This is a genomic window from Microcoleus sp. SVA1B4 (assembly GCF_036700545.1).
Classification (GTDB): Bacteria; Cyanobacteriota; Cyanobacteriia; order Cyanobacteriales; family Microcoleaceae; genus Microcoleus.
Window position 1 is genome coordinate 119,793 of sequence record NZ_JAUBPB010000005.1, and the last position, 24,887, is coordinate 144,679.

General features: G+C 46.0%; 13 protein-coding genes. 7 read left to right on the forward strand and 6 right to left on the reverse strand.

Translation table 11 applies throughout. The features are described from left to right. Window positions 1-73: 73 nt before the first annotated feature. Window positions 74-2,848: an AAA-like domain-containing protein gene (locus QT987_RS04325; protein ID WP_333237588.1), complete on the forward strand. Its 2,775-nt coding sequence runs from the start codon at window positions 74-76 to the stop codon at window positions 2,846-2,848. A gap of 252 nt (window positions 2,849-3,100) precedes the next feature. Here QT987_RS04325 and QT987_RS04330 read toward each other — a convergent pair whose 3' ends face one another. Then, complete coding sequence (locus QT987_RS04330; protein WP_333237590.1) at window positions 3,101-3,565, reverse strand: COP23 domain-containing protein; 465 nt, start codon at window positions 3,563-3,565, stop codon at window positions 3,101-3,103. Window positions 3,566-3,910: 345 nt separating this feature from the next. On the opposite strand from QT987_RS04330, the gene QT987_RS04335 reads away from it, so the two are divergent. The 5 genes from QT987_RS04335 to QT987_RS04355 all read left to right on the forward strand — a co-directional run bounded on the left by QT987_RS04335 (window position 3,911) and on the right by QT987_RS04355 (window position 12,707). Next, window positions 3,911-4,408 (forward strand): HNH endonuclease, encoded by a 498-nt coding sequence (locus tag QT987_RS04335; RefSeq protein WP_006633674.1) that lies wholly within the window; start codon window positions 3,911-3,913, stop codon window positions 4,406-4,408. Window positions 4,409-4,646: 238 nt separating this feature from the next. Further along, complete coding sequence (locus QT987_RS04340) at window positions 4,647-5,921, forward strand: bifunctional oligoribonuclease/PAP phosphatase NrnA (RefSeq protein WP_333237592.1); 1,275 nt, start codon at window positions 4,647-4,649, stop codon at window positions 5,919-5,921. Window positions 5,922-7,097: 1,176 nt separating this feature from the next. Continuing rightward, window positions 7,098-10,739: a diguanylate cyclase domain-containing protein gene (locus tag QT987_RS04345; protein WP_333237595.1), complete on the forward strand. Its 3,642-nt coding sequence runs from the start codon at window positions 7,098-7,100 to the stop codon at window positions 10,737-10,739. Between the two features lie 67 nt (window positions 10,740-10,806). Beyond that, the gene (sixA, locus tag QT987_RS04350) at window positions 10,807-11,301 is read left to right on the forward strand and encodes a phosphohistidine phosphatase SixA (protein ID WP_333054609.1); all 495 of its coding nucleotides are present in this window, start codon (window positions 10,807-10,809) and stop codon (window positions 11,299-11,301) included. Window positions 11,302-11,534: 233 nt separating this feature from the next. Next, entirely contained in the window at window positions 11,535-12,707 is a 1,173-nt protein-coding gene (locus QT987_RS04355) for a citrate synthase (RefSeq protein ID WP_333237597.1), read from the forward strand. Between the two features lie 302 nt (window positions 12,708-13,009). Here QT987_RS04355 and QT987_RS04360 read toward each other — a convergent pair whose 3' ends face one another. The 4 genes from QT987_RS04360 to QT987_RS04375 all read right to left on the reverse strand — a co-directional run bounded on the left by QT987_RS04360 (window position 13,010) and on the right by QT987_RS04375 (window position 20,992). After that, entirely contained in the window at window positions 13,010-13,516 is a 507-nt protein-coding gene (locus tag QT987_RS04360) for a DUF29 family protein (protein ID WP_333237599.1), read from the reverse strand. 188 nt (window positions 13,517-13,704) lie between these two features. Continuing rightward, window positions 13,705-15,819 (reverse strand): bifunctional arginine dihydrolase/ornithine cyclodeaminase, encoded by a 2,115-nt coding sequence (gene argZ, locus QT987_RS04365; protein WP_333237601.1) that lies wholly within the window; start codon window positions 15,817-15,819, stop codon window positions 13,705-13,707. Window positions 15,820-16,316: 497 nt separating this feature from the next. Next, window positions 16,317-19,472 (reverse strand): PAS domain-containing protein, encoded by a 3,156-nt coding sequence (locus tag QT987_RS04370; protein WP_333237603.1) that lies wholly within the window; start codon window positions 19,470-19,472, stop codon window positions 16,317-16,319. A gap of 581 nt (window positions 19,473-20,053) precedes the next feature. Then, on the reverse strand, window positions 20,054-20,992 hold the full coding sequence (locus QT987_RS04375; protein WP_333237604.1) for a glycosyltransferase: 939 nt from the start codon (window positions 20,990-20,992) through the stop codon (window positions 20,054-20,056). Between the two features lie 308 nt (window positions 20,993-21,300). Between QT987_RS04375 and QT987_RS04380 the strand changes: the two genes are divergently transcribed. Next, complete coding sequence (locus tag QT987_RS04380; protein ID WP_333237607.1) at window positions 21,301-22,509, forward strand: argininosuccinate synthase; 1,209 nt, start codon at window positions 21,301-21,303, stop codon at window positions 22,507-22,509. 650 nt (window positions 22,510-23,159) lie between these two features. On the opposite strand, the gene QT987_RS04385 is transcribed toward QT987_RS04380, so the two are convergent. After that, on the reverse strand, window positions 23,160-24,629 hold the full coding sequence (locus QT987_RS04385; RefSeq protein WP_333237609.1) for a GTP-binding protein: 1,470 nt from the start codon (window positions 24,627-24,629) through the stop codon (window positions 23,160-23,162). Window positions 24,630-24,887 lie beyond the last annotated feature (258 nt).

A 24,887-nucleotide genomic window follows, 5' to 3' on the forward strand; every position in this document is an offset into this window, starting at 1 on the left:
CTTTGTTCGTGTAGTAGCGGTTTTAACCGCAGAATGACCCCAATATATTTTTTTGATTTTACCATTTTATCCTATGGATTATACCACAAAGCCTAGTTACTATCAAGTCGGTGGGAGTTTGACAAATAACGCTCCCAATTATGTGAAGCGGCAAGCAGACGACGATTTATATAACGGATTGAAGGCGGGGGAATTTTGCTATGTTTTGAATTCCCGGCAAATGGGCAAATCTAGCTTGCAGGTGCGGACAATTCAGCGGCTGAGAAATGAAGGAATTGCTTGTGCTGCGATCGACATTTCGGAAATTGGCAATCGCGGCGTAACTCCCGAACAGTGGTATGCTGGTTTGCTACGCATTCTCGAAAATAATTTTAACCTGTCGGATATTGTCAACGTGCGGACTTGGTGGCGCGATCGCAATTTTTTAACTCCGGTTCAAAGATTGAGCGAATTCATCGAAACCGTACTGTTACCGAACATTTCCAGCAATATTGTCATTTTTATTGACGAAATCGACAGCATTCTCGCCCTAGATTTTCCCGCCGATGATTTTTTAGCGTTAATTCGATCGTGCTACAACAAGCGCGCCAACAATTCAGAGTTCGATCGCCTAACTTGGGCCCTTTTAGGTGTAGCATCGCCGACGGATTTGTGCCGCGAGCAAAATGCCACCAGCAATACCCCTTTTAATATTGGCAAGGCGATCGAATTAACTGGTTTTGACGAAACAGAAGCTCAACCGCTAGCAGCGGGGTTGGCAGAGCTGACAGACAGCCCTAACCAAGTTTTGAGAGAGGTTTTGTATTGGACTGGCGGGCAACCTTTTTTGACTCAAAAGCTGTGCAAACTTCTGCTAGAAAATGCCGAATTAATCCCGAATTTACCCCCCCCAGCCCCCCCTTGCCAAGGGGGGGAGGATGATCCAGCCCCTGCTTGGCAAGGGGAGGAGAAAGATAACATTCACCCTTCTAAAGAGTGGGTTGAAAAGGTAGTGCACTTGAAAATAGTGGAGAATTGGGAATCTCAGGATGTCCCAGAACATTTGTCCACAATTCGCGATCGGCTTTTCAAAGAAAACCAGCGCATTGTCAGGAGACTAGGATTATATCAGCAAATTTTAGAACAAGCTGAAATTGTCCCCGATGGCAGTGCCGAACAAATGGAATTACGATTAAGCGGATTAATCGTTAAACGCCGGGAAAAATTAACAATTTCTAATCCTATTTATCAAGCTGTATTTAACCAAGACTTAATTGAACACAAATTAGAAAAACTCTCGCCTTACTCCGAAGCCATCAAACTCTGGCTAAATTCTAGCTGTGAAGATGATTCCCAACTGTTGCGAGGAGATGATTTGCAGTCAGCATTAGTTTGGGCGGCCGGAAAAAGTTTGAGAAACGAAGATTTTCAATTTTTGACTGCCAGCCAGAAAGTTATTTTGAGCGACCAAAATCAACTGCTGCATTCAGCTACACTAGAAACTAAAAAAGCTGTCTGCGATGCCGAAAAAGCTTGGAGTGAAGCTGACTCTGCCAAACAAAAAGCCAAACAGTGGATCGGCATCGGTTCTGCGGTACTGGCAGCATCGTTAGTGACAGCGATCGGCTTTTCAACTCTCGCTTACCAGCGGTTTAAACTAGCACAAGCAAGTATTGAAATCGAACAAAATGGCAGCGATGCTTTACTGTTGGCGGTATCTCAAAAAACCGAAAACACCGAAGCTTTATCAGAAGCTTTACTGAGGGCGATCGCCTCCGGGAAAAAATTAAAAACCTTGGTTAAAAACAAACCTAAGCTAGAACAATATCCGGCAACTAGACCGCTGTTAGCATTACAAATAATCCTCGATAGAATTAGCGAAACACACCAGACAAAAGCCTCATCACTTCCGCAAACAAAGATAAATTGGCAAGCTCATAAAGGTGCAGTTACCAGCGTCAGTTTTAGCCCACACAGGCAGATTTTAGCAACCGCAGGAATAGACGATAGAGTTCGGATTTGGAACTTTTCCGGGCAAAAAATTGCTGAATGGAAAGCTTTGCAGCAGTCAGTTAATATGGTAAACTTTAGCCCGAATGGTAAATTTTTAGCGACCGCCGGAAGGGACAGCACAGTTAAAATATGGAATTTATCAGGGAAAAATATTTCTACTTTGAAAGGAATTAAAGGCTCTGTTACCAGCATCACTTTTAGCCCTGAAGGAAAGTTATTAGCGGCGGCAGGGATAGACAGCTATGCTGCAATTTGGGATTTGTCTAAACTGCCACAATTAGTATCGCCTAGCCAGAAACTCCCAGGTCACAACGGCTTAGTGAGAAGCGTAAATTTTAGCCCAAAGGGTGATTTCATAACGACTTTAGATGGCAAATCTACAGTGCGACTTTGGAATTTGTCGGGCAAGCTAAAAAAAACACTGCCTATTCAGGCAATTGGGATCAGTTTCACTCCGGCTCAACACCAGTATCGCTTTGCTACAGTAACATTAAATGGCAAAGTTGGGCTGTGGAATCTGTCAGAAAAAGAATTAGTTAAGGAATTTCAAACCTTGCATTTTGATGCGAAATCAATTAGTTTTAGTCCCGACGGAGAACGGCTTGCTACAGTGGGAATTGACAAGACTGTACGGCTGTGGAATTTAGCGGGGCGGCAGGTTGCTCAATTTGAGTTCGAGGAGAATGTTGTTAGTGTCAGTTGGAGTGGAGACGGAAAACAAATTGCTGTAGCTGGAAGCAACGGCACTGTATGGTTGAGGCAGGTTGAAGGGTTAGAAGAATTGCTGAAGCAAAGCTGCAATTTTTTCGCCACTCAACCGAAGTATTTTACAAGAGTTTCAACTATCTGCAAGTAGGGACACCGCACCGTGCCCTTCTTCGTGTCAACTTAACGTTAAACCGATAGTCCGACAGGGGTTGAAACCCCTGCCTCAAAGCTAAAGTCCTCTCAAGAGGACTAATGAGTTCTTCAGTCCTCTTTGAGAGGACTTTAGCTATTAGACAGGGAATTCATTCCCTGGCGGACTGCCGGGTGAGCGGGAGGACTGGCAGACGAAAAGCTTAAGTTGACACCTATGGGCACGGTGCCATGTCCCTACTAATGACTATCAATTTACTTTAACAGGCGAAACACTTACATTAGGATTTGTGACTCTTCTTAAGAGTTCTTGTCTGGCTTGTTCGGGATTTTGCCCTTTGGGTACTTGATATAATAATCTACAGGAACCGTCTTGAGGATTAGCTGCACAAATAATTAATTGACCGTTGCTAGATGCACCTGCTGTGACAATATTATCCCAGCTTCCTTGCGGTTGCGAGTTGTTGAGAATTCCTGAGACTCTGGTGCACCGAGTAATCGCATCTTCTCCTGATTCATTGAAATAGTTATCAGCTAGCCACAAAATAACGGGAATATTTTTGCCTTGTTGGACAGCAATTGTAGCGGGGCGGCCACCAGTAGCGCCACAGAAGAATGAAGGCGCTTGGGCGAAGGCTGGACTGTTTGCTAAAATCGGAGCAGCAAGGGCAATAATTGACGCGCTAAAAACTGACTTTAAGAGCCGAAATTTCATGAGCAGTAATAAGCTTTTTCATTTAAGGTTACTAATAGTCTAAAAAGTTAAACTGTTTGTTGCCGGGAAGATTAGGCATTTAGAGAAAAAAATAAAATTTATTTGGCAAATTTTTGCGATCGCACACACTGGCCTCATCTGGGCCAAAACTCCGGGAAAAAAGCTCGCTGACAAACACCAAAGGCAGAAAATAGATGCAGCCCTAGGGGGCGCAGGCGCGAAGGTATAGGGTAAAGGATTGGTTTTTCAGCGTTTTTTGCGATCGCCTCGCTCTTCCCGATCCCGCCCCACCTAAAGTGGAACCTGTGTTACCATCGGGAAAAATATTCTCTTTAATAATCAACAATGGGCAATGTTCTGGTGCTGAACGCCTCCTACGAACCCCTTAACATCACCAATTGGCGAAGGGCGGTAGTTTTGTTGCTGAAAGGAAAAGCAGAACAGGTAGAACACAACGGGAAATTTATTGCGCCAAACTTCCCGCTACCAACTGTGATCCGACTGCGGCATTACGTCCGAGTTCCCTATAAGGATATTCCGCTAACCCGCCGGAACATCTTGCACCGGGACGCACACTCTTGTCAATACTGTAGTTATACGGGGGACGATTTAACCCTCGATCATGTAATTCCCCGATCGCGCGGAGGAGGGGACAGTTGGGAAAACCTCGTCACCGCTTGCGTGCGCTGCAATGTCAATAAAGGCAGCCGCACGCCGAAAGAAGCGGGAATGTCGCTGCGCTATCCGCCTAGGAAACCTCACAGCGGTCTTTATTTTGAAGTGACTAAACACGTTAAGAGCGGTATGCACAAAGAATGGCAAAAATATGTAATAGGCCTTTAAAACCCCTGTCAGCGCAAGCGCGGGGGTTTTTTGCGGGAGTTATTAGTTCTGAGATTGCTTCGTTCCTGGCAACACGCACTCTCTCCATGAATTAAAAAAGTAAACAGAGAATTTACCATCTTAAATCAGGTTTCTCGTAAAAAGTATGGGCTTTGACAAACAGGCATCTACAAAGAAACCGGGTTTAAGATCGAATGTCGTGCAAATCTTGAAATAGTTAAATTGTTAATTTTCAACGATGAAAGACCATCCCCCTAACAATTCCGATGAAACATCCGGCAACCGCGAAGGTGAACTTGAGGCCAGCAGCGAGGTTGTAGCCGGAGTGACTGCGCCTGGGAAACGGCGCAGCAAAGCCGAAGTTGCTTCCGAAGAGAATCGCGGCCGTCTCCGCGAGGAATTGCACGATCGCAAAGTCGAGCAATTGCGCCAAATGTTCGATCGGCACAAAGGCACTCGCCAGTTAATCTTGCTGCAAGATTTTCCCGATCCCGACGCACTTTCCAGCGCTTGGACTTACAAATTAATCGCCGAACAATACGATATCCAATGCGAGATTATCTACGCCGGCGCCCTCAGCCACCAAGAAAATATTGCCTTAGTTAAATTGACAGGGTTGCCGTTGCAGCGCTGGACGGTGGAAACACTAAAAACTAAGGATTTGTCGGTGTTTCAGGGCTGCGCTTTCATCGACAATCAAGGGACGACTTGTAACTTAACCCAGTATATTTTAGCCGCTGGAGTTCCGATCGCCGCCGTCATCGATCATCACAATTTGCAGGGGGAAATGAACGCAGAATTTACCGATTTGCGCCCTCAAATCCGTGCTACAGCCACGATTTTTGCCGAGTATTTACAGTCTGGACTCCTAACTCTCGACGCCAGCGTCAGTCTGCACATCAAGTGTGCTACAGCTTTGATGCACGGTTTGCGATCAGATACGATCGCCCTCAGACAAGCTCAGGAAGAGGACTTTTTAGCTGCGGCTTATTTGAGCCGGTTTTACGACCCGCAGTTGCTGAATGCAGTGTTACAGTCGTCTCGTTCTAAGTGGGTGATGGACGCGATCGAGCGATCGCTCAAACACCGCACCGTCCAGAACAATTTTTCGATCGCCGGCATCGGCTACCTCCGCTATGACGATCGGGATTCTATTCCCCAAGCAGCGGATTTTTTAGTAACAGAGGAGAACGTACATACAGCCGTTGTTTACGCAATTGTTCACGACAAAGACGAAGAAATTGAAGTAGTAATTGGCTCGCTGCGAACTAATAAACTTACTCTCGACCCCGACGAATTCATTAAAGAAGCCTTCGGTCAAGATGCTCAAGGACGCTTTTTTGGTGGTGGCAGAAGTCAAGCTGGAGGTTTTGAAATTCCCGTGGGATTTCTTTCTGGCGGGAATGAGAAGAGCGATTATGCAAGGCTAAAATGGGAAGTATTCGACGATCAGATTAAGCAAAAGTTGCTGCATTTAATTAGTCCTAAAGACAATCCTGTTTACGATCATTAATATCATGTCCGATCGATTAGTCATACAGCATATTCGGTGGTTCATGAAGTATAGGATCAGCTATATTATGTGGTGTTAGTCCGTAGTCCGTAGGGTTCGTCGCTCCTTCATATTTGATAAAGATTGCAGATTGACGGGTGGCGACGCACCTTACTCGCGTCTCTCTTCTTGTGTGTACCACATATACATGGAATATGCTGTAATATCCCGGTCGGGGCGAGTTTTTGAGATTGTCAATTATTGGCAGGTATTCTTGGTGAACTCGCCCCTACAAAAATCGCGGTTCCTCGACCGGACACGATATCAATCGGGAGTTTCTAGCTGCGGTATTGATTCCAGCAACAGCCTGGGAATGCGAGCTTTTCGACCTCCGGTTGCTACCAGGTTTGGCCGTGTTTTTTTCTCATTCCGGGCACAATCTCAACTTGACAATCAGTCAGGCCCGCACTCCAACTCTCATCAACCAGGTTTTTTAACTCTTATTCAGGGTTGGAACTCCCGCCCAGTCTACCTCTGCCAGGAACAGGCTTTCCGGCCTGTCCCATAAAAATTAAATTTTATTGTGGGTAGTACGGGTAGGACAGGAGAATCCGCCCATAGAAAATTTATTTAAAATCGTGCAATATGTTCAGTTTTAACGAAGTAAGGAGGTTGAAAAACCCGGTTGAGTTCTCCAGGACTAACAGTAATAAATTTTCTACCAATTTTCCCAAATCATACACTAAAGAAACCGGGTTTTTTAACAATTGTCAAGGGATATCACGAAGTATTTTGATAAAAAAACCAGGTTGAGGGGCAAATTTAGTGTGTTCTAGTTTACTAAACTCCACAAGAATTATTAGGTTTTAACAATTATACAGGGTTAATTTTGGGAAATTTTATTATTTCTTCGCTAAATCAATCACAATTTGTTATAGTTGGTGCAGTAGCTTTGCGATAATAATTAGCCAAAAAACGATTGAGAAGAAGCAAAATAGATACCAAACAACCTAAACTTTTGGCTAAATGACATCAAAAAAGCAATTGTAGCAGTCAGCATAAAATTGGCTAGCCACATAAATATTGATTTTTTCCTAAGCCCAGCCAGCGATTCCTACGAGTTAAAAGAAATTATTATATTTATTTGTGGCGGGTTAGAATAGTAGAAAATAGCTTAAACAAACAAGGAACACGGAGATGTCTACAAAAAAGACTTTCTCTTGGTCGTTAGAGAAAAGCATAGAAAAAGTTTCAGAAATTGCACTTAAAATCAACGAGTTCGTGGATCTGGAGACAATTTTGCAATGTGCGCTACAAGAAACCAGGGTGCTGCTGCAAACAGATCGCGTGATTATTTATCGATTCCTACCGCATAGAGAGAGGGTAGTATTTGCTGAATCTGTTGGCGATCAGTGGCGGCCAATCCAGGGACAACTGATTCATGACTCTTGCCTTGAAGCTACCTGGGTAGATCGCTACAGCCAGGGGGAAACGAGTGCCATTTCTGATATTCACGCTGGTGATATTCAAGCTTGTGATGTCGAATTGCTCGATCGCATCCAAGTTCAGGCAAATTTAGTTGCGCCAATCTTGCTAGATGGCCAACAGCAGCAATCTCCGAAGCTTTGGGGACTGTTGATTGCTCATCAATGCCGAAGTCCGCGTCAGTGGGAACCTCTCGACATTGAGATCCTGCAACAGGTTGCAATGCACATCGGGTTGAGGATGCGGCACTTGGAATCTCACGGCCCGGCGATCGGGCCAAATCAACCGCCGGAACTCGAAACAGAACCAAATCAAACTGATCCAAATACAGAAAGTGCGCCCAGAGTCAATCATCAAAATTGTCTACAACCAGAGTTTGCCTGTTCCCTGAGCGGCGATATTGTCCACCTCAAAGCCTTTGACTTGTTGCAAAACCCGATCTGGATATTTGATATTGAGCATTGGCAAATCCGGTGGGCCAACCAAGCCTCCTTGTACCTGTGGGATGCTTCGACGCGCCAGCAACTGGCGAGCCACAACTTTAGGGATATGTTGTCAGAGTCTACTCGGATTCGCTTGCAGAGCTATTTGGAGCAGTTTGAGCAAGGCCAAACCTTGTCTGAGCAGTGGACGTTTTACCCGGCCGGTGAGCCTGTTTCTGTCGGCTGTCGGTGCTCTGGCATCAGGATTGATGGCGGGCGTTTGGCAATCCTGGTGGAGGGTACGGTCGAAACCGCTCCTCAAATCGAGCCGGAAACCCTGCGATCGATCGAGGCAATCCGACACACCACGCTGATGGTTTCGCTGTACACCCTCGAAGGTGTGCCGCTGCTGCAAAACCCGGCGGCATTGGGCTGTTACGGGGATGCGCTGCACCCTGGCTCTGCGACAGATAATGCTTTTCTGAGCCGCTTTGTTGACTCTCAAGTAGGAGAGCGAGCAATGGCAGTTATTCAGTCCGGTGAGGTATTTAGCACGGAGGCTCAAGTGATTACTCTGGCGGGAATTCGCTGGCATGGGATGGACGTGCGGTGTACCAACGACCCGGTAACGGGCAACCCGATGTTGCTGGTGAACGAAAAGGACATTACCGACCGCCAGCAGACAGAAACAGACCTGCAAAAGAGTCAAATTAGGTTGTCAGAAGCCCAGCGGGTTGCCCACATCGGTAACTGGGAGTGGGACGTGATTACGGGTAAAATTACCTGGTCTCCCGAACTATTCGAGATTTTGGGACGATCCAGGGCCCTAGGCGAACCTACTTATGAAGAAAACCTGCGGCTTTACCATCCCGAAAGTGCCAAACAGCTACACCTGGTAGTTCAACGAGCGCTCAGTCACGGAGAGCCTTATCTATTGCGCCTTAGAATCGTGGGCCCGAATGGTTCTATCCGCCATACCGAAGCCAGAGGACAGGTTCAACTCAATGCAGAGGGAAAAGTCATTCGGTTGTTTGGTACATCCCAAGACATTACGGATCTTGTCCAGGCAGAAACAGAACTCAGAGAATTGAGTACAGCTCTTGCTAATGCCGTTGAGGGCATCTCGCGGCTGGATATTTTCGGACGGTACATCACCGTTAATCAAGCCTACGCGAATATAGCAGGTTATCAGCCTGAAGAAATGGTTGGTAGGAGTTGGCAGAAAACAGTTCATCCCGAAGACTGCGACAGGATGATGGCCGCTTATCAAAAAATGCTAGCCGAGGGCCGAGTGGAGGTTGAGGCCCGGGGTATCCGGAAAGATGGCTCGATCTTTTACAAGCACGTGGTGATGTTGGCGGCCTACGACTCGCAGGAGCGATTGATCGGGCATCACTGCTTTATGAAAAATATCACCGATCGCAAGCAAGCAGAAGCAGCATTACAACAAGAGTTCGATCGTCTGGCGGTGGTGATTGCCACCCAACAGGAAATCGCCACCCCCAATCCTAACCTGGATGCAGTGATGGCGGTGATTACCGATCGAACTCAAAAATCGCTCGGTGCCGATGGGGCCGTGATTGAAATGCTGGAAGGGGATGAGTTGGTGTATCGGGCAGCCAGCGGTATCGCCAGCGCCTATGTGGGATTACGGATCAAAGTAGGGACAAGTTTATCGGGAAAATGTATTGCGACCGGCCAAATCATGCTTTGCGATGATTCACAAGCCGATGCACGGGTGGATCAGGCTGTCTGTCAGCGCATTGGTATCCGGTCACTGGTGGTTGTTCCCTTGTTCTATCAGGACGATCGGGTTGGCGTCTTAAAAGTTGTTTCCGCTACACCCTGTGCCTTTACAGAGTCAGATATTCATACCTTACAACTGATGGCGGGGTTTTTGGCGGGTAGCCTGCATCTGGCTTCAGAGTTTGATGCTAAAAACATTCTCCTGAGTCAATTACAGGAGAGCGAGGAACGGTATCGTTCTGTGATTACAAGCATGACTGAAGGCGTCGTACTTCAGCTAGCAGACGGACAAATTACGACCTGTAATGCTAGTGCCGGAAGGATTCTCGGACTGACCCCCGAACAACTGATGGGGCGTACATCCATAGATTTAGACTGGCGAACCGTTCACGAAGATGGCTCTCCTTTCCCCTGCCAACAGCATCCGGCAATGATTACCCTACGGACGGGAAAACCCCTATCAAATGTGGTGATGGGCATTCACAAATCGGATAAAACGCTGACTTGGATTTCGATTAATTCGCAACCGCTGTTCCAGATGAATCAGTCTCAACCCTATGCAGTAGTAACGACTTTTGCTGATATTACAGAACGCAAGCGGGCCGAGGAGATGCTCAGACACCGGGCAGAACAAGAAAGATTAATTGCTACGACAGATGGGTTAACACAAGTAGCAAACCGCCGCTGTTTTGATGAGCGATTGCCGTCGGAATGGCACCGACTGATGCAGGGGAAACAACAGCTTTCGTTGATTATGTTGGATGTAGATTATTTCAAGCGATATAACGATTGCTACGGACATCAAGCGGGGGATATTTGTTTAGTAAAAGTGGCTTCATCGGCGGCACAAGCGGTTAAACGCTCATCGGATCTGTTTGCACGTTACGGGGGGGAAGAATTCGCTGCTATCCTACCGAATACGGATGCGGATGGCGCGATCGCGGTTGCTGAGTCGATCCGAGAGGCAATCCGAGATTTGGGAATCCCTCACGAGCAATCTAATGTGAGCACGATCGTGACTGTTAGCATGGGAATTGCAACTGTGATTCCCACTGCGGAAACATCACCGGATGAACTTATTGCCCTCGCCGATCGAGCATTATATGATGCGAAACGACAAGGGCGCGATCGCTACACAAGCGCCAACCAGATGACAGCGCCAGATTTCAATACAGTTGTAGAATAGGCAAAAGGTAGGTATATCCTAGACTGCTCCTAGAAAAACGGGACCCCATGCCTGGAAGTATTGATATATGGTTATTTATCTGATCCGGCACGGTATCGCCGCCGCACCCGAAGAATATGATACAGACTCAGAACGCCCGCTGACTAAAGAGGGCGATCGTAAAACCAGGAAAATTGCCCAGCGGCTGTACGAGCTCGAAATTCAGTTTGACTTGATTCTCACCAGTCCCCTACTGCGCGCCCAGCAAACCGCCCAAATCCTGCAAACAGTCGGTTTGAGTTCCCAAATAGAAGAATCCGCCGCCCTCGCACCTTCAGGAGACATCGGGAACTGGCTGGAGTGGTACAAACAATGGCAGGACATCGGTAGTGGCAGCTTGGCCCTAGTGGGCCACCAACCAGACTTAGGCCACTGGGCAGAAACTTTGCTTTGGGCTCGATCGCAAGATGCCCTGATTCTCAAAAAAGCCGGTATCATCGGCTTAATCCTCCCGGAAACCGGCTCCCCAGTGGGCCGCAGCCAAATGTTTTGGCTAACTGCGCCCAAGTTTTTGCTGCGCTAGAAACAGCGAACCGCCCCGACATTAACAGGACGCGCCAGCCCTCTTAAACCCGCATTCTGGGACGGGGAAACCGGGAAAAAGGGGCGACAATACGCAGCGGTGCGATCGGGCTGTGTGTTGAAAAACCCGGTTTCTGAACCGCAATTAAATGATTATTTGTCAAGACTGCGACACTATCTTGCTTTCTGGTAATGTACTTTTAGTAGATTGAACTCACACAAAACGGTATCGCAATGGTCGTCGGCGAATTCAAACCAGGTTTAGAAGGTGTTCCCGCCACCTTGTCCAGCATTAGCTACGTCGATGGACAAAAAGGGTTGCTGGAATATCGCGGGATTAGCATCGAGGAACTGGCACTCAAAAGTTCCTTTCTCGAAACTTCATATTTATTAATCTGGGGGGTACTTCCGACAAAGGAAGAACTAGAAGCTTTCGAGCATGAAATTCGCTATCACCGCCGGATCAAATATCGCATCCGGGACATGATGAAATGCTTTCCTGAAAGAGGACACCCAATGGACGCCCTGCAAGCTTCAGCGGCCGCCCTGGGCTTGTTCTACTCCCGCAGAGCTCTGGCTAACCCAGCATACATTCGAGAAGCTGTAGTGCGGCTGCTAGCTAAGATTCCCACAATGGTAGCAGCGTTCCAGCAAATGCGACGGGGAAATGATCCGGTGCGGCCGAGGGATGACTTGAACTACTCGGCTAACTTTCTTTATATGCTCAACGAGCAAGAACCCGATCCGCTGTTAGCTAGCATTTTTGACACTTGTCTGACTCTCCATGCTGAACATACCATTAATGCCTCTACATTTTCGGCAATGGTAACAGCTTCGACACTGACAGACCCTTACGGAGTGATTGCTTCAGCAGTTGGCACTTTGGCGGGGCCGCTGCACGGGGGAGCTAATGAAGAAGTGATTGATATGTTGCAGCAAATTGGTTCGGTAGAAAATGTGCGGCCTTTTGTCGAGAAGTGTGTTGCAAATAAGGACAAAATCATGGGTTTCGGTCACCGAGTTTACAAGGTGAAAGATCCGAGAGCAACTATTCTTCAGAGGTTAGCGGAACAGTTGTTTGAGAACTTCGGCCGCGATGATTATTACGACATTGCTGTCAAGTTGGAAGAAGTGGTTGAAGAGAAATTGGGCCAGAAAGGAATTTATGCAAATGTAGATTTCTATTCTGGTTTGGTTTACCGAAAAATGGGAATTCCGCTGGACTTATTTACACCAGTTTTTGCGATCGCCCGTGTTGCTGGCTGGTTGGCCCACTGGAAGGAACAACTAGAGGCAAACCGCATTTACCGCCCGACTCAAATATATACGGGGACTCACGGTGCTCCTTATATTGCGATCGAGGAGAGGTCCCCATCCTACAGCACAATTATCAACCCAGATATTTAAATGGCGAGAGGAATTGTTTTGCTTTGGTGAAGTGTTGAATTAAAAATTGCTTTCGCCTTCCGAGTCAGGAAGCAATCTCTGTCTGCCAAAGACTGCCGTGCTGGGTTGCACCCCTCTTGTATGTTGTGGTGTTTGTTGGCGACAATAGTAAGAAGTGACGATTTTCAGGAACTCCGGTCCTCAGACTTGCGGGTCTGAGGCTTTTTATTGCCCTAAGTAATATAAAATCCGCGCTTCATCGCAATTATTCATCTCTCTGGGATCTCCCTCTGCGTTCTCTGCGCCCTCTGCGGTTAAATCTCTTAATTCCACTCTTCACCACCAGGCAAGTCAGCTAAATGCTCATCGATCGCATCCTCGAATTCACCTCTAGAATAAGTGTAGGTCAGGGACAGTAGCCCAGTTGCGATCGCAAGGATTTGCTCTCTGTCCACTCTTTCATTGAGTTGAGCACGGCTTAACTTTCCTTCCAACACTTCCCTGCTAGCCTCACGAATTGCGGCTTCTAGTTCATCTTCTAGAAAAGGCTCCCATTCAGAAGCATTGATGTAATAAGATGTTTTATTATCTTTGAGATTGAGCTTTTTAATACCTCGGACAGAATTAGCAATAGAAGCAGCCCAATAATTAGTTAAACGCTGTTCTACTTGGTTTTTAATGAGGTGGATTAACAGAATTAGTAAAAAAGACCCGATATTCCGTAAAGTTGCTTGTTTGCTCATGCCCTCTAATTCATCGACAATCGCTAGAGCATCTTCATTTCTGCCTGCCAAAATACAATTTCTGAGGTCTATTAATTCCTGTACCATTGATTATGCCCTCAATATTTATAGGGATTTCATAAGGTATTGCCCACCATTAACTAACTGGTTTCTAGGCTCTGTCTGGGCAGCGATGTCCGGAGGCTTTACTTCGCTTTCCGAACCGTAAAATTGGAGGCAGAGCCTCCGGCTATGCGTTACCAGGAAGAGCCTGGTAACGAGTAGACTAGCTAAATCTACACAGATTGAGCTACATGATGGCGGCTGGTCAATTTATCCAATTGATTCACCAACAAACTGAGGAACAATCCCACATCGGTAACAACTCCAATAGACTCGATCGAACCCCGATCGCTCAATTTCGTCACCACCGCCGGATTAATGTCCACACAGACCATCTTCACACCCGCCGGCGTCATATTTCCCACACCAATTGAGTGCAGCATAGACGACAGCATTAACACCATATCTGCACCTCGTAACAGCTCAGTATATTCTTCTTGAGCTTTAACTAAATCCATTTGCGTGTCAGGAAGCGGGCCGTCATCGCGGATCGAACCGGCCAGAGAAAACGGTATATTGTTCTTCACACACTCGTACATGACACCGTTAGTAACCAAGCCTGCTTCTACAGCTTTTGCAATACTCCCGTAACGTCGCACACTGTTAATTATTTTCAAGTGATGTCGGTGTCCGCCACGCACAGCAACACCGCGTTTCATGTCAACCCCTAAAGAGGTTCCCATATTCGATTGTTCCATGTCGTGAACCGCGATCGCATTTCCACCTAACAGCGCTTGCACGTAACCTTCGCGAATCAAATGCGCTAAATGTTCGCCACCGCCGGTGTGGATAACAACAGGCCCCGCCGTAACTACAACTTTGCCACCGCGATCGCGAATTTGGCGCAATTCCCAGGCTACTTGTTCCACTACCAATTCTACGCGACGCTCGCTAGAAACGCTGCCCGACATAAAGCTGAATTCTTGAGAATTGCGCTGTTCCCGCGATTCTGTTTTGCGGATGGTGCGGATACCCACTACATCTACAACGACTTTTTCTCCTACTTTTAAATCGCGCAATAATTTGCATTTAGCCACTGGGCCATCAGCGGTTTCAGTAATAGCAACTGCTCCATCCATCCGCTGATTTTGCGCTTTCACCCACTGACCATTTACCCGCACTTCCGTGGGATAAATTGTACTCACATAAAAGTCGTCCGGGCCGACACCATCTTGGACTACAGGTTCTAAAATAGCGTCGCAAATCTCTTGTGGTGGCGGCACTGCACCCAAGTCAATCAGCATTCCCATCATTTCTTCCATCACATCGTGGGAAGGAGCCGAAACTTTAACGTCGGCAGATGATGTACTTTGCCGCTGCTCTCCCAGATTGAAATTGAGCACTTGGAAACTGCCACCGAGATCGACAATTAAGTCCAAAGCACGACTGATTAAACCAGCATCCAGCAAGTGACCTTCCATGCGAATTGTGCGGCTTTCTACCATCACATTTGCCGATCGATCTTCTTGCACCGGTTCCGTTACCCGCAGCGTCAAACACTTACAGGCGCCGCCCGCTTTCAGAAATTCGCTCATCGGCGTTTCAATTACTTGAAAACCGGCCTTAGTAATGCGTGATTTCAAGGCTTCGCTAACCTTGTTCATTACCACAACTTTGTCAATATTGACGGCATTGCAGGCAAAATTGGCGGCATCGGCTTCTTCAATGGCAATGCGTTTTTCCGGCGCAACTCGCATTTCAATTAAGCGGTTGGAGTAGGAGTCAAATGCTGCTGGATAGTAGAGCAAATAGCCGCCTGTCAAGGGACAAAAGCAGGTGTCTAGGTGATAGAAACGTTCGTCAACTAAACGCAGGGAAAGCACTTCTATGTTGAGCCATTTTGCTAGTAGCGGGTGCGAGTCGAGTTCGGAACGGAAGCCATATCCGGCCCACAACCACCGTCCTTCGCGATCGAGTAAAGCATCGCCAGCGCCCTCAAACGGCAAGTCTTTCGGGAGTTCGTGCACGGTGAAACCTTTGCTTTCAAACCATGCTTTGAAATAGGGTTCTTCGCCTTGGCGTTCTTTGTGATAGAAACGGCTGAGGACGAAGGTATTTCCTAAAAGTAAGCCTGCGTTGGCGGTGAAAACCATATCAGGCCAGCCTTTTGCGGGCGGTACGAGGTCTACCACAGCGTTGTCTTTGAGGACGTGGTAAAGTTTTTCCCACTGTTCGACGGCGCGATCGCGCGATGATTTGTGGACATTTCCCTCCATCCACGGATTAATCACGTAATCCACATCGTAGTGGTCGGGAGCACACATGAGGAAGCGAATTGAGTCAGTCATAATTCAGTTAAAATGTGGTAGACGCTACAGCAGACGTATGTTGACAGAGTTTGTATAATAGCAACTGTAATATTCACTACTAATTTTAGCAGCGCAACGTCTGGAGCCTCAAAAGGCTAACTTTTTATTATATCATGTTTAAGATGAAATTACACTAAATCAAAGACCGTTCGCAGGAAATACTGGATAAAATGTCAGGTTATGACGCACTCTAAAATAGGTTCTGATAGACGATTAATATGATCTCCGTTGCAATTGCCCCCAATCTGACGGTAGGGGCGGGTTTAAGCTCATCTCTAGCTTATATTATAGATTGTTGGTGAACCCGCCCCTACAAGAATTATCGTTAATTTACCGGACATGATATATAGCAACCGCCAAGACGCTTAGGACATTCTTAATCGCTGAAACAATTGCGCTATTACTGCTTCTTCCTTCTTCCTTCTTCCTTCTTCCTTCTTCCTTCTTCCTTCTTCCTTCTGTCATAACAGCTTATCCTAACTTTTAACTTTCAACTTTTTTTGCGAAATCGGCAGTTCGATCGCAAATTCTGTTCCTCGGCCAACTTCTGAATGACACTCCAACTTACCGCCGTGGGTGTCTTTAACTATTTGGTAACTAATCGATAACCCCAAACCAGTGCCGGTGCCCACAGGTTTGGTAGTAAAAAATGGGTCAAACATCCTTGACTGAACTTCGGGATGGATACCGGGCCCGCTGTCAAAAATCCGCACACACACTTGATTTTCGCTGCTGAGTTCAGTAACAATGCGAATCTGGTTAACTTTGCAAGTACAGTTTGCTGATGACTCTTCCACAGCGTCGATCGCATTTACCAGCAAATTCATAAATACCTGGTTTAATTGAGCCGGATAACACTCGACTTTGGGCAGGTTCCCGTAATTTTTAATAACTTGAATCTCCCGATGTTTTGGCTGTGACTGGAATCGGTGCTGCAAAATCACCAAAGTGCTCTCTATCCCTTCATGAATGTCTATTACTTTGCGATCTGTTTCGTCGAGTCTCGAAAAGTTTCTCAAAGACAGCACTATCTGCTTAATTCGGTTAGCACCTTCTTGCATTGAAGCCATTATTTTCGGGAAATCCCCAGCAATAAAATCTACCTCGACTTCTGCCAATTCTTCCTGTATTTCGGGAACTGGTTCAGGATAGTATTGCTGGTAGAGTTCAATCAATTTTACCAAATCGCGAGCATACTGTGCTGCGGGAATAATATTGCCGTATATGAAGCTGATGGGGTTATTAATTTCATGGGCTACTCCCGCTACCATTTGCCCGATACTTGACATTTTTTCGGCTTGAATGAGCTGAGATTGAGCTTTTTTTAAGTCGACCAGAGTTTGTTCTAACTGTTGCGCTTTTTCTCGTTCTCGCTGTTCGCTAAATTGCAACTCTACTTCGGCTTGTTTGCGATCGCTAATATCAATATGCGTACCCGTCATCCGCAAAGGATTTCCCGAAGCGTCGTGTTCCATCACCTTCGCTTGAGCTAAAATCCACTTCCACTCGCCGGATTTTGTCAGCATCCTAAATTCCACTTCGTAAGTAGGATTTTTGCCTTCCAGGTGAGCATTTAGCGCTGCTTTAGCCGGAGACAAATCCTCTGGATGTACCAGTTGCTCCCAGGATGCAAAACTATTTTCTACCTCCTCTACTTCATATCCCAGCATCATTTTCCACCGTGGATTAAAATAGACTTCTCCCGTGGCAAGATTCCAATCCCACAAGCCCATCGCACTGCCTTCAAATGCCAGATAAAAACGTTCTTCGCTAATTTGCAAAGCTGCTTCGGCTTGTTTGCGATCGCTAATATCCATCACTGTTCCCAACAGTTTTATTACTTCCCCGGTTTCGCTAAAAACAGCTTCTCCCCTTCCTTCCACGTATATAATTTGACGGCTAGGATGCAAAAATCGGAACTCTCTTTTGTAGGCAATGCCTTGTGAGATAGTTAGGCTGACTGTTTTTTGAAATAATTCTCTGTCGTCGGGATGACACATCTTTAAAAGTTTGGCAGATGTCGGTTCAGTTGCACTTGAGTCAAGACCAAAAATGCGGAATACTTCTTCTGACCAAGTAATTTTATTGGTGACTAAATCAAATTCCCAACTGCCGATGTGGGCAATTTTCTGGGCGGCTGCTAGACTAGCTTCGCTTTGTTGAAGTTTAAGTCGCTGTTGTTTATCTTGTTCCAGAAGTGTTGCTTGAGCGATCGCAATTCCCATCTGTGCCGCCACAGCGCTCAATAATGTGATCTCCTCCTGCGTCCAGTGGCGGGGGCGATCGTACTGATGCAAGCATATCATTCCGTTGGCTTTTCCCTGGTAGGAAGTGCGGATGGATATCATCGATTTTAAGCCTATTTGACAGCACAAATCTCGGGCGTTTTCTAGCAGCGGGTCGGAAAAAACATCGTCAGAAACTACAGCTTGATCTTGGGATAATAAAAACTGAACGTGAGGATTGCCCTGTACGGGAATTTCTAAATCTAAAAGCGATTTGGATGCGGATTTTCTGTACTCAGCGACATTATAAATTCTGGGAATAGGGTGTTCTGTGTAGGTATGAACCAAGCAGCAATCAGCATTAAAAATTCTACCTATTTGGGCAGTAGCTGTTTGAAAAACTTGATCTTGATTTAAACTGTATCGAATTTCAAGAGTAATTGTTTCTATTAAAAACCTTTGTTTGATTTGCCGTTCTAAAGCAGATAAAGCTGTTTTTAGTTCTAGTTCAGCTTGTTTGCGATCGCTAATTTCAGTAGCCGTCCCCAAAATTTTCCAAGGTTTGTCGTCTGCGGTTCTGGCAAACACGGTATCCACGCTAACAAACCACCGATATTCACCATTTTTGTGCTGAATTCGGTACTCACACTCAAAGCTTTCACCGTCTTTTGCTGCCTCAATCCTGCTGAGGTGTTCTGAGAATCCTGGCAAATCGTCAGGGTGTATTAAGTTAGGAAGAAATCCTCCTGCCATTTGCTGGATTTCTTCAAAAGAATAGCCAATATCGCTATATATTTCGCGGTTGATATACAAAGTTCGCTGTTCTATCAAATCGGAAACGTACAAAATATTAGGATGTGTTTGAATTACAGCAGACAGCCAGCGTTGGCTGTCTCGGAGTTCTGCTTCGATACGCTTGCGTTCTTCTATTTCTGCTTGCAGCCGTGCATTTTGTGCTAAAATTTGTTTATAAAGACGGCTCAGAAGCAGTTGATTTTCGACACGGCTCACCACTTCTTCTGTTTGAAATGGTTTACTAATGTAGTCTACCCCCCCCACCGAAAAAGCTTTGACTTTATCAAAAACTTCATTTAAAGAGCTAATAAAAATCACAGGAATATCTTTGGTTTGCGGACAAGCTTTTAACTTTTCGCAGACTTGATACCCATCCATACCGGGCATCATGATGTCCAGTAAAATCAAGTCTGGTGGACTCGACATAGCAAAGTTAAGAGCCAATTTGCCATCTCGTGTCGGCCGCACTTTATATCCCCGCTTAGACAAAAGCTGGGATAAAAGCCGCAAGCTTTCTGGATGGTCGTCCACCATTAAAATATTTTCTTGTAAGACAGTGTTTTCAAGTCTAACTGTTTCTAGTCTTGGATTTTTATCGTCAGTTGTATTCACAGCAAACCCTCAAACTATTCAAGTTGTATATGTGGGAATATTTTTAAAGTCATTAACCGCTTGTAGCTAACACTCTCAGATAAACCAGCACAACTATTGGCTCTCTAGCACACTCTTAAATTATCTGTCATTATATCAAAAGTAACGATCTTTTGAAAATCTTGGTAGCTCAAATTATCGGAGTCTGGTGATAAAACAGCCTAGATTCCTCAAATCACAGGCTAACCAAGCAATTTTGATTAAATAAAGGTTAAAATTTGATTCTTAGACTTTATACGACCATGTTTGGCAGCCCTTGATCGGGTGCTTTGTGTTGAGATTTTTCATTAGATATCCTCACTAAAAAGGTTAATTTAAACAAGCCGGAACATTGGTGTCAACTTAAGACTAAAAATTATTTTTTTCTGGTTCGTATCCAAGTTGTGAGTTCCCTAAATTTCCCTTATTAAGCAGCCCTAGGGCAGTGTAGGCATAATTGTCAAACAGTTGTTACCGTTACTAATTATGAGCTTAAGTTGACACCAATGGGCCCTAAAAAACTCCTACAATATCTTATATCTTATTTGCGGGATGGGGCTGATTTATGGTATCTTTGTCTCGGCTTGCAATTCTCCGCAAGCGGCGTACACGGCTTTCACGTTATACCAATTCAGAAAAATCCGAGCAATTTCTAAAGCTAGCTGGGGCTTGCCTTGGTCAATCAACCACTGTAAAAAAGGAGTCATCGTTCGCTCGTTCAGCATCCCACCTAATGATAAAACTCCCCACAGTATTTGGTGCAGAAAAGTCATTTGAATCATCATCCGTACTTCCCAACTTGGGTGTTTTTGATAAAACAAAACTCCCATTCTCCCGCGCTCAATTTCTCGGTTAATCATGCCTGGAATTTGCTCCAAACTAAAAGGTGGATGCCAGTGATAGCCGACAGCAGCCGGACATTTAAGGAGTTTTAAACCTAATTTTTTTAACCTAACTCCCAACTCTAAATCTTCCCATCCGTACAGTTGAAAGCGATTGTCAAAAAGTCCAGCAGCCAGCAGCCAGTGGCGGGCGATCGCCACATTTCCCGTAGCAAAATAAGCCGCCGAAAAATCGGTGATTTTGTAAGGTTCTGAGGTAGGATTGTCGAAATTGCAAGTATTAATCACGCTGCCGTAAGTAAAAACAGCATCAGTATCTTTGTAACCCTGTAGTAAAGCATCAGCGTGTGCTTGCAAAAAATGCTCTGTTACCACCAAATCGCTGTCAATAAAAATAATCGTATCGCCCTTAGCATCTTCAACGCCCAAATTCCGGGCAGCCGCCGGGCCCTGGTGAGATTGACAGATCGATCGCACATGAGGCAACAAGTCAGCATTTGCGGCCAACCACTCCAGCGTCCCGTCCGTCGATCCGTCGTCCACGACAATTACTTCATACTCTCTGACAATCTCACCGAACTGCTGATTTTCCAAAGCCAGTAGACATTTGGCCAAAATCGGTTTACGATTATACGTCGGAATTACAACACTAAAAAACACGATTTTTCCCCATCGCCACAGTTACCGTATCCCACGGTAGCAGATTTTCCGCAGCAACTCCTCCGGTAAATAGCCAAGTTTATCAAAAAAAGAATATATAAATCTGTACTATTTCTGACAAGAATCGATCTCAATTAGGTGCATAATGAAAAGTCGGTTAAATATCACATCTTGCACCATTCTCCAGAACAGGCAAGATGCCTGTTCCACAAAAATGATATTTTTTTGTGGGGTGGGCATCTTGCCCGCCCTGAAAAGCTTAGTGACAAGGGTGCAAGATGTCAGTTAAATTCAGGATGTAAAGAGCAATGAGTCGCGCTAAAAAAGTTGTCCTAGCATATTCCGGCGGAGTCGATACCTCCGTCTGCATTCCTTACCTCAAAAACGAGTGGGGTGTTGAAGAAGTAATTACTCTGGCCGCGGATTTGGGACAGGGAGACGAATTAGAACCGATCCGCAAAAAAGCTTTAGCATCCGGTGCTTCGGAATCTTTAGTTATTGATGCTACGGAAGAATTTGTCAAAGACTATGCGTTTCCAGCGATTCAAGCTAACGCACTTTACGAAAACCGTTATCCCCTTTCGACTGCCCTCGCTCGCCCGCTGATTGCTAAATTGTTAGTAGAAGCGGCGGAAAAATACGGTGCAGATGCGATCGCCCACGGTTGCACAGGTAAAGGAAACGATCAGGTACGGTTCGATGTGTCGATCGGCGCACTCAACCCCAAGATTAAAATCTTAGCACCAGCGCGGGAGTGGAAAATGAGCCGCGAGGAAACGATCGCATACGGCGAAAGATGTGGCATTCCGTCGCCCGTGAAAAAGTCTTCGCCTTACAGTATCGATCGCAACTTATTGGGAATGGCAATCGAAGCCGGAATCCTCGAAGATCCTTGGGCGGAACCGCCGGAAGAGGTGTATTTGATGACAAAGGCGATCGAGCAAACTCCCGACACACCCGAATACATAGAAATCGGTTTCGATTGCGGAAATCCTGTCAGTTTGAACGGCAAAGATTTATCACCAGTCGCCTTAATTTCCCAGCTCAACGAAATAGTTGGAAACCACGGAGTCGGCCGGATTGACATGATTGAAAACCGCCTCGTCGGGATTAAATCGCGGGAAATTTACGAAACACCAGCGATTTTAGTTTTGATGCACGCGCACCGAGACTTAGAAAGTTTGACGCTGACAGCAGATGTGACGCGGTACAAGCGAGGCATCGAAGAAACCTACAGCCAAATGATTTATAACGGTCTTTGGTACAATCCTTTGAAAACCGCTTTAGACGCATTTATTCAGGACACGCAAAAGCGAGTAACTGGAACCGTGCGACTCAAACTATTCAAAGGAAATGCGACAATTGTTGGTCGCAAATCTGATAATTCTCTGTACAGTTTCGACTTAGCAACCTACGGCGCAGAGGACGAATTCGATCACAAAGCTGCCGAAGGATTTGTCTATGTTTGGGGACTACCAACCCGCATTTGGTCGGAAAAAAATAGAGGTTACAAATAGGATAGAATTAGGGTTTAAAACCTGATGTTAAGCCAATACGGCTCAGTTAAGCTCGATCCCCCCTTAGCTTGCCCCCTACTCAACCCCTACTCCCCTTAAAAAGGGGAGTAGGGGGTGGGACAAGAAATTACTCTTGCGTCCCCCTTCTTAAGGGGGATTTAGGGGGATCTCCGAGGAATAAATAGTTTTAACTGAACCTTATTGGATGTTAACCCGCCGATTCGCGGAATTCGAGTAGGGTGTACATGGCGCACCTTATTTGCCGCAGTCGCCCAACCTGTGCCAATTACCTAAGTTATGAGTTAGTAAGATACAGTAATAATGGGTAATTGGTAATTGGTTGTTTTCCTAATAATTTATTAAACGGTCTACAGACCAATTTAGCTTTGAGGCAGGGGTTTAAACCCCTGCCCGATTCCGGCAGGATTGCTGGGTCAATGTCAAACAGCCGATCGCTAAGGAATGAGAATTAAATAACTTCCACAAGATTGTGGGATGGGCGGGACGCCCGTCCAAAAAGGACGGGCGGGACGCCCATCCCACAATAACAATTAAATGGGCGGGACGCCCATCCCACAATAACAATTAAATGGGCGGGACGCCCATCCCACAATAACAATTAAAATTGTAAGTTATTTAATTCGCGATCGCTAAGATTTCTGTTTTTCCACACTTCCCAAATCCAACTTAGCCCGCAACTCCTCCTTAATCCGATTTAAAATAGAATCCTCATCCAAAGAAGACAAAATCTTGCTTACCACAGCCTTTGGCCCATCATCTCCCCAAGAAGCACCATTAGCCAAATAAGCCTTAGTAACTTGACCGATACCATAGGAAGAAACCCCCGCGATCGCAGCTTGCGTCACCGCCACAGACAAATAAGGCCCTAAAGCCAAACCCCCCGTCGCCGGCGTCGCCAAACCCAACAATCCTTTCAACGAGCTCAAACCAAAATTAGCCAACAATTCGCCGGCTGTAATCCCGCCCATACTAATCGCAATCTTTTGCAGCAATTCCACAGCGCCCGCTTCCGTCATCGCAATGCCGTAAACTTTAGATAAAGTTAATATCATCACCACATCAATTACCGCACCGCTAAGAATATCAACTACAGTAATTGGATTAAGTGCGATCGCCACCGCTTTAGTCATTACCCCATTCCAGATAATTCGATTAGCCGCGTCATCGCGAATCTCCATTTTTCGCTGTACCAATTGCTCGTTAATATCCCCCGCACAGAGCATCGTATTCAGGGCGACCAAAGATTTGCCTTCTCGGTCTAAAATCTCCAAAATCTTTAATTTTAAATCTTGCACTTGTGGCAAACTGCGAGTCATTTGCACGCCCATACTTCCGTCGGGACGGCGCACCGCCCTCGCCGTCAAAGGGGAAGCCGCCGCCATCACAATTTCATCGGGAGACAACAATTCTCTGACGCGATCGTCTCGAATTTTATGATAAATTGCCAGCCTGTCTGCATCAGGATACTGGTCAATTTTATTAAACACTAATAACATCGGTTTTCCGGCTTCCCGCAACTGCGAAAGTGCTGCGTATTCCACCTTTGTAATGTCGCCAGCAACTACAAACAAAATCAAATCTGCTTGTTGAGCAACGCGGCGGGCTAAAAGTTCGCGAGTTTCGCCGTCAACTTCATCTATTCCGGGAGTATCGACTAATTCAACTTGCGACAAACGGTAAATAACTGGCGAAAGTCGTAGCGTAGCGGGGCGTAAGCCATCGGGCAAATTCTCATCAATTCCCTCTCCGACATCCCACTGCCCGATAGTCGTGGTGCGAGTCACCCCGTGAGTCGGGCCAGTTTCAAACACATTTTGACCTAGCAGCGCGTTCAAAACCGAAGATTTTCCCCTTCCCACCATCCCAAACACAGCTATTTGCACGCAAGCGCGCTCTAGCTTGTCGAGCATTTTCTCCAACCCGCCAATTTCCGGTTCCAGTCCAGTTCGCTCTTGAACTGTCAAGTCGAGATTTTCTACTATATCTCGCAGAGCATCTTTAGCGTGGCGCAGGTTGAGTTCTGCCTGAATGTCTGCGAAGCTTAAAATTGTGTCATCTAATTCGCGATCGACATTTGAAAAATCCGAGGCTTCAGTCATTGTTACCTTATGTTATAGCTTTGCTTCATTTAAAGTTTCAACCGATACGATGCCATTCTAGCTTTTTCCGTCTGCTTTGTACATTCTCTCGGATTTATCCAACTCTAACTCTCGGATTTACTCAAGCCTGACTCAGCCAAAATTTCTCGCATTCACCCGCAACCCCGCCGGGGATTTAAATCCCCGTCTTATAGCAAAAGTCGGTTAAAACCGACTGCCAACCTAAATTAGATTGTGATAAATTTCAGTTTTCTTTGA